General features: G+C 61.1%; 9 protein-coding genes. 6 read left to right on the top strand and 3 right to left on the bottom strand.

The window, feature by feature from the left end:
• Positions 1-569 precede the first annotated feature (569 nt).
• Positions 570-1208, top strand: a complete 639-nt coding sequence (locus Q0M35_RS04790; RefSeq protein WP_295313080.1) for a hypothetical protein — start codon at positions 570-572, stop codon at positions 1206-1208.
• A 221-nt stretch (positions 1209-1429) separates the two neighbouring features.
• Here Q0M35_RS04790 and Q0M35_RS04785 read toward each other — a convergent pair whose 3' ends face one another.
• The 3 genes from Q0M35_RS04785 to Q0M35_RS04775 all read right to left on the bottom strand — a co-directional run bounded on the left by Q0M35_RS04785 (position 1430) and on the right by Q0M35_RS04775 (position 3357).
• Complete coding sequence (locus Q0M35_RS04785; RefSeq protein WP_295313079.1) at positions 1430-2035, bottom strand: ferric reductase-like transmembrane domain-containing protein; 606 nt, start codon at positions 2033-2035, stop codon at positions 1430-1432.
• Between the two features lie 5 nt (positions 2036-2040).
• A complete protein-coding gene (locus Q0M35_RS04780) occupies positions 2041-2529 on the bottom strand; it encodes a twin-arginine translocation pathway signal (RefSeq protein WP_295313078.1) in 489 nt (162 codons plus the stop codon).
• A gap of 294 nt (positions 2530-2823) precedes the next feature.
• A complete protein-coding gene (locus Q0M35_RS04775) occupies positions 2824-3357 on the bottom strand; it encodes a Crp/Fnr family transcriptional regulator (RefSeq protein ID WP_295313077.1) in 534 nt (177 codons plus the stop codon).
• 68 nt (positions 3358-3425) lie between these two features.
• On the opposite strand from Q0M35_RS04775, the gene Q0M35_RS04770 reads away from it, so the two are divergent.
• From Q0M35_RS04770 to Q0M35_RS04750, 5 genes are all read left to right on the top strand, one after another.
• Positions 3426-4025 carry a hypothetical protein gene (locus tag Q0M35_RS04770; protein WP_295313076.1) on the top strand — a complete coding sequence of 200 codons (600 nt, stop codon included), beginning with the start codon at positions 3426-3428 and terminating at the stop codon, positions 4023-4025.
• 68 nt (positions 4026-4093) lie between these two features.
• A complete protein-coding gene (locus Q0M35_RS04765; RefSeq protein ID WP_295313075.1) occupies positions 4094-4405 on the top strand; it encodes a hypothetical protein in 312 nt (103 codons plus the stop codon).
• Positions 4406-4499: 94 nt separating this feature from the next.
• Positions 4500-4991, top strand: a complete 492-nt coding sequence (locus Q0M35_RS04760; RefSeq protein ID WP_295313074.1) for a c-type cytochrome — start codon at positions 4500-4502, stop codon at positions 4989-4991.
• Complete coding sequence (locus tag Q0M35_RS04755) at positions 4988-5332, top strand: copper resistance CopC family protein (RefSeq protein ID WP_295313073.1); 345 nt, start codon at positions 4988-4990, stop codon at positions 5330-5332. Before Q0M35_RS04760 ends, Q0M35_RS04755 begins: the two co-directional genes overlap by 4 nt.
• 7 nt (positions 5333-5339) lie before the next feature.
• Positions 5340-6218, top strand: a complete 879-nt coding sequence (locus Q0M35_RS04750) for a CopD family protein (RefSeq protein ID WP_295313072.1) — start codon at positions 5340-5342, stop codon at positions 6216-6218.
• Positions 6219-6393: the final 175 nt, after the last annotated feature.

Here is a 6393-nt window from a genome sequence, read left to right as displayed (position 1 = left end):
ACAAAGAGCACCAGCCCCTTGATCTCGTTGTCCCAGTACTTCTGCGTCCCCTCTAACGAGTGCGGAAGCTTCTTTGCATAGGTTTCTGTGAGCTTTGGCATTTTGTCGGCTTTTTGTCGGTATTAATCGGAAAAGATACGAAACAACAGGAAAGCCAAAGACAATTTAAGTCAATAAAAATAATGATATGGAACGAAAATGAATGATGCGGAAAGATCAATCATTTGTTTGGAAGGCTAAGGTCTTACCACTACACAACGCCCGCGCAGCGAGTTCCGGGTTTATTTCATAGCATTGTGGGCGTCAAGTGAATCCGGAGCGCGCCAACGGGGCGAAACTCTGAAAAACGGCCGGAAACGGCGCCCGGACAAGCTGAGGTTTCTCACCAGCGCCGAAATCCCAGCGGGCAGGAAGCGCGCGCCGGTCAGACTGTCGCGATTTCTCCTAATGTCCGGAGAAGGCCACCAGAAAGGTCTCTCGTCAACCCGCGCCCGGCACCGAAATGGCGGCCGCGGAATGTCCCGGAATGTGCCGCAGTCCTGCCACAGCCGCAGTTTAGCCTTTTAAGCATGAACCCGCTGCAACGCTTTTCAATGCTGCTGTGGCTGCTGCTCAGCCATCTTCCCCCGGTATCGACGGGCCGCTTGCTGATGCCGGCTGTTTTCCTTGGCGGCTGGACAGCCCTGAGGGCAGCAGGCACGCCTGAGGCGACCGCATTTGTCTGGGCAGCGGTCCTCGCTCAGGCCGCTCAGGTCTGGGGCACACTACCGGGAACGGTCCGGCGGCAACGCAGGGTCTTTGGCCAGGCACGTCAGACGTTCTTTCGGGCGATGACGATAATACTGGGAGTTCTGGCATTTCAGATCTGGTACGCCGACCCATCGGTGAGCCAGCGAATTATCAGCACGTGCTGCGCGGCATATGCAGGCCTGATGGTGCTTGGCATCCGCGGCGACACCGATATTCTTGATCGTTTTGCACCTGTTACCGACGACACCCGCGTGCCCATGAGCTTCCGGCGCCACCTGCTCATGATGTACGCGCTGGTCGCCATCATGGTGATCGCGGTAAACGAAACCCTGCTTGTTCTGGATGCGCCGCTGAGCACGCGGGTCGCAACGCTTTCGTTGCTGCCTGTCGCACTGCATTACTTTTTTGAAATTACGTTGCGACTGACCTGCCCACCGCTCGAAGACGATGAAACCTGAACCTCTACTTTTCTCAGCGCCGGACAGTAAACTCTGATGTGCCCGCGTCAGCGAGTGCCCGTCATCTTTCAGGGGTTTGCAACAAAGCGTTCCCCAGACCCTTGCCCGCCGGCGGCTCTCCCATAGCAGCAGCGACCGACAAAACGAATACGCCGAATTCCGTCACCGTCCCGGGTACCAAAGATTTCATCAGTTGCTTGCAGACTGGAAAATATAAGGGGCTACCTTGCTGCCGCCCGGGTCCGGGCGACAAAAACACTTATGGTCGCGGCAATCACAAGAGCGCATAAAGCCACCTTGGAAACCGTCTCCATGGTGCCTTCGATCTGTAATGCATGAACAACCGTTCCCGTGACAATCACCAGAGCCATACCCAGATGCGCCGCGCGCCAGACCCGAGGACGCAGGCGCCGCCGGAAAACTGCCAGCACTGCAGAAGCGAAAACAGCCCACATGGCGATCACGCCCCAGGCCGAGAACGGCGTTGGCGAGCGGAACAGGAGCGCATCCACAACATCCGGCGGGCTGGTGACCCAAAGGCTGGTGACATGGACCACAACACCGGCGACAAGGGCTGCGCCTGTCGCGCGGTGCACGATCCGGCTCTGCCGAACGTTCAGCCCGGGTAACCTGGCCCGCGCCAGAAGCGGTTGCACCAGCAGCAGTGACATAGCCACAATCCCCGCGAACCCGGCGAGGATATAAACCGGATCACGCCAGGCCAGCAACGGCGAAGCCGCCGCCAGCGCCAGAGGTACGCTCACCCCAAGAAACAGACACGTCCAGACAGCAAGACAGCGGGCCGTCGGCGTTCGGACATCTGCCATGCTGATCAGGCCGGCTGCAGGATGAATTCCACATTGAGGCTGGTGTCACTCGCGCTCGCCATCACCGGACGCAGGAACACGGTTTTATAGGCGTCATCGTCATAAGCAAGATGCCCGTGCGGCTGCCCGAAGGCAGGCACAATCTGTGGCATCTCAAGGCGGAACATCCCGTTTTCATCGGTCAGCGTGGCGCCGTGGCTTTGCGGATCGCGCTCGTGGCCTTCGGTTGTATGGGCCCATATCTGAATGCGCTGGCCGGCAAGCGGCGCCCCGTCACCTGCGCGCCGAACACTGCCCGTCATCCAGAAACCGCCGCCGCCGATCCTGTCCACGACCGGCGCGCCAGGGCGGTAGTTATTGGACCCGCCCCGCATCGAAGGTGTCGGGGCAAATCCCGCAGCGCGGGCGGGCATAACCAGCCCGGACGCACCGGTCATCATCAGCGCCCCTGCGGAGGCGAGCAAAGTGCGGCGGGTGGCAATAACATCTGTCATGAAGCTGTCTCCTGTCGTGGCTGTGAGTGGCCGATCCCTGCGTCGGGCCGTCGCTTGCTGTGAATATAGGGCATCATGCGGGGATTCCGAACCGGTAAGCGGCGACATGCAATCACAGCTTTGTCATGGCGGGCGCGGGCCTTTTGCGCGCTGGAGCGATCAGGTGCATTGCTCGGCCCTCCGGCTGCTGATTGTACCTTGCGGGGCCACGCACCGTTTCGCCTGCCTTGTCGCGATTCCTGACATGACTGACATACCGGCGCATCCGGCACGCGCAGCTGAGCGATCAGGCATTCAGCAGGCGCCCGGCTTTCGGCGTCGGCGGGCCAGTTCGCGGTACAGCGCCGGCTGCGATACTCCAATGTCGTCCGCTACCCTGACCCATTGTCCTTTTTCAGGCGCGCCATGCAACGCCAGCCACGCGTCAAGCCTGTCTGACACGCGCCGCAGCCGGAGAATTTCGATGCGCGCGCGTTGTGACTGCACTTGCTTTGCATGTGTCCCGATAAGACTGAGGGCTGCGTCAGGCATGCGCTTCAGGCGGGTCAGAAAATCCGCACGTGTCAGCCTGGCGACCCGGGCGTCTGTTCGCGCGACGGCATCGCAATGATAGGTGTCCGCGAAAAGAGACGCTTCGGCCAGGGCATCGCCCGCCGTCGCCACATGCAGTGTCAGCGCTGTTCCGTCGGCCATCGCCCGTTCAAGAGCGACCGATCCCGACTGCACCAGATACATGAAGCGCACCGGGTCGTCCCGCCGGAACAGAACTGCGCCGCGGGCCAGAGCATGTTCCCTTGTATCAGTGAAAATAATCCGCCAGTCCGACATGACATATATCATACGCGATAAAGCACGTGTCCGGTACACTGCAGCAAACAATATCGGGAGAAATTGCTGTGCGACAAGGGATATTGATTATTGCGCTGGCGCTGACGGCCGGGTCGTCGATCGCCTCGGCGGAAATGACCCACTCCGGGCACGGGTGCACCAAGGCGGGCGATCATGCTCATTGCAAAACCCCACCTGATCATACGTCCGGCGGGGCGGCACTGACAGAGCCCGGCCAGGGTGCTTTTGCCGCCCTCGCAGAAGTGGTACGCCTGCTTGAAGCCGATCCGGCGACTGACTGGTCCACGGTCAGTCTTGCCGCATTGCGGGATCATCTGGTGGATATGGACCGGCTGGTAACCCGCGCGGTTGTGACTGAAACCGATCTGCCTGGCGGGATAAGCGCGTTTGCCACCGGTGACGCTGAAACACTGGCCTCCCTCACGCGTATGGTGCCGGCGCATGCAGCGCAGCTTGAGGCCGACCCATTGTGGTCTGTTGAGGTTACAACTGCCGCGCAGGGCGTGACACTGCGCGTTACTTCGGGCGACCCTGCGACAACCGCGCGGATCAAAGGGCTCGGGTTTTTCGGCCTGATGGCCAGCCAGGATCATCACCGCGCCCATCACCTGGCGATAGCCCTCGGAAAAGACGCACATCAGCACTGACCCTCTGCGACGGCATGCGCCACCTTTCCGGCTTGCCTTGCTGCCTGCAGAATTCGTAGACATGCACCATGATGCTCCTGCGCCTTCTTCTGACCCTGACACTTTTGGTTTCGGCTGTCTTCTCCGGCACGCCCGACGCGGCCCAGATCGGCACCGGCACAGATCACATTCATCTGGCAGAGATGGCTGACGATATCCCGCCCTGCTGTGATGCTGCCGCCGACAGTGCACACAGCTGTCACATTCCGCCGGCCCTTCTGCCGCCGGTGGGTTCGGGCGCGAGCCCCTCTGCCACAGCAGCTGACACGGCGGTCTGCCGTGATTTCCGGCTTACAGGCATTAATCTGTCAGTTCCTCCGCAGCCGCCCCGCTCCGTGTGATGAATGCCCCGCCCTGCACCGGGCGTGGCTGAGTTCACCACCGAAAGCACAGCGGGCAGGATGCCCTGCGCATTTTCTCTGAGAGGACAATCCGATGAAAACATCCACAACAGCCTTTGCGTTGTTAACCGCCACAGCGCTTGTCGCTGCAATTCTCACGACCAGATGGACGGGCATCGCCGGCGCCACTGACCCCGAAAACCTGTCGCAGGCTGTGGTGCTTCGCGACCGGGATGCCGGTGTCGTGGCCTTGGGCGCGCAGGTTTACGCATCTGAATGCGGCGCATGTCACGGCGATAACCTGCAGGGCCAGCCCGACTGGCGCGTGCCCGGAGACGACGGGTTGCGTCCGGCACCGCCGCATGATGCAACCGGACACACATGGCACCATGACGGCGACGCTCTTTTCCGGCTGACCAAGTACGGGCTGGCAGAAATCATCGGCGACCCGGATTTCGCGACCGGTATGCCGGCCTATGAAGACGTGCTGAGCGATGAAGAAATCATTGCCGTTCTGAGTTACATTAAGTCCACCTGGCCTGGGGAAATAAGGGCACAGCACGATGCACTGGAGAAGAGACAATGAGACAGATCACCCTCGCCGCAATCATGTCAGCTGTAACTGTGACCGGGGCACTCGCGCATTCGAAAGCGGAAAAAACCACTCCGGCCGATGCGGCGAGCATCGACGCGGTGGATATTATCGCGATAGCATTTGACGATCCGATGCGCGTCACCGCCGTGTCCATGACAGGACCTGAGGGACCGGTCAGTATTGACCGCGAGACGGGCATGGAGCCGGTAAGTGAATTCCGCGCGCGCCCGCCCGGTGATTTGCCAGCCGGGACCTACACGGTCGACTGGCGCGGGCTTTCAGCCGACGGGCATCCGATGCAGGGCACGTTCAGCTTTACGCTTTCTGACTGATCCCGCCGTGGAAGGTCTTTCGCCGGTCGACGCCTGGGCCATCACCGCAATCGCCGCGAAAGCTGCAGGGTACGGCGCTGCTCTGCTGGCCATGGGCGGGCCGCTTTTTGTGGCCGTGTTCCCCGCGGCGCCGGCAGATGCCCGGCGTCTTGCGCGCCAGGTCGCTCTTGCCGCTGCCCTTACCGGTCTGATCGTTCTCGCTCTGCGCTTCGGCATCCGTGCTGCCCGGATATCCGGGGCGGGCGTGCCGGGCGCGATCGATCCGGTGATGCTTGGGATCGTCTGGGAAAGCCCGCTCGGAACAGCGGCCACATGGCGCGCTGGAGGCGAGGTTCTGATCCTTGCCCTGGCGCTGAAAACCTCGGCCGGGAAATATATCGCTCTCGTCGGGGCGCTTCTGGTCGCTGCGTCTTTTACCTTTGTCGGTCATTCTCTGGGTGATCCGCGATGGGGCCTCGCGCTTTTGCTCACCTGTCATCTGTTTGCTGCGGCCTTCTGGGTCGGGGCGCTGGCGCCTTTGAGTGTCGCAACGCGTCACAGGAGCGGGGCAGAGCTTCTGCACCGCTTCGGCAGGATCGCTGTTTTCACTGTGGCTGCACTGGGTATTGCGGGACTGGGTTTCGCATGGCTGATGACCGGTTCGGCCAGCGCGCTTTTCACCACAGCCTACGGCCGGACCCTGCTGGTCAAACTGGCTGTTGTTGCAGGGCTGATGCTGCTGGCGGCCCGGAATAAGTGGCGGCTGGTACCGGATCTTGCATCCGGCGCACCGGGTTCCGCCCACAGGCTCCGCCGTTCCATCGCAGTGGAGGCGGTGGCCGTCTGCCTGATCCTGCTGGCGACGGCGACGCTGACTTCGGTGACCACGCCTCCGGTAAACCTCTGACGCAGACGGTCGTGAGTTGTGATCTTACTGTAAAATTTCCACGGGTTCAGCGGCCAGTGCCTGAAGTAACGGCGTCCTGACAAAAGCCATTTTGTCAGCGCCACCACTTTCTGACCGCTTGAAAGAGTGCGTGGCGCAATCTCACGCCATACAACACGAATTCTGCACGGAAATC

The sequence above is a fragment of the Roseobacter sp. genome (assembly GCF_024639605.1).
Taxonomy (GTDB): domain Bacteria; phylum Pseudomonadota; class Alphaproteobacteria; order Rhodobacterales; family Rhodobacteraceae; genus Roseobacter.
Note: the sequence above shows the minus strand (reverse complement) of the source record. Positions and strands in the feature narration are given on the sequence as shown.

Coding starts and splice junctions, on each gene's coding strand:
- Q0M35_RS04790 (WP_295313080.1), top strand. CDS start 570: ATGAACCCGCTGCAACGCTTTTCAATGCTGCTGTGGCTGCTGCTCAGC.
- Q0M35_RS04785 (WP_295313079.1), bottom strand. CDS start 2,035: ATGGCAGATGTCCGAACGCCGACGGCCCGCTGTCTTGCTGTCTGGACG.
- Q0M35_RS04780 (WP_295313078.1), bottom strand. CDS start 2,529: ATGACAGATGTTATTGCCACCCGCCGCACTTTGCTCGCCTCCGCAGGG.
- Q0M35_RS04775 (WP_295313077.1), bottom strand. CDS start 3,357: ATGTCGGACTGGCGGATTATTTTCACTGATACAAGGGAACATGCTCTG.
- Q0M35_RS04765 (WP_295313075.1), top strand. CDS start 4,094: ATGATGCTCCTGCGCCTTCTTCTGACCCTGACACTTTTGGTTTCGGCT.
- Q0M35_RS04760 (WP_295313074.1), top strand. CDS start 4,500: ATGAAAACATCCACAACAGCCTTTGCGTTGTTAACCGCCACAGCGCTT.
- Q0M35_RS04755 (WP_295313073.1), top strand. CDS start 4,988: ATGAGACAGATCACCCTCGCCGCAATCATGTCAGCTGTAACTGTGACC.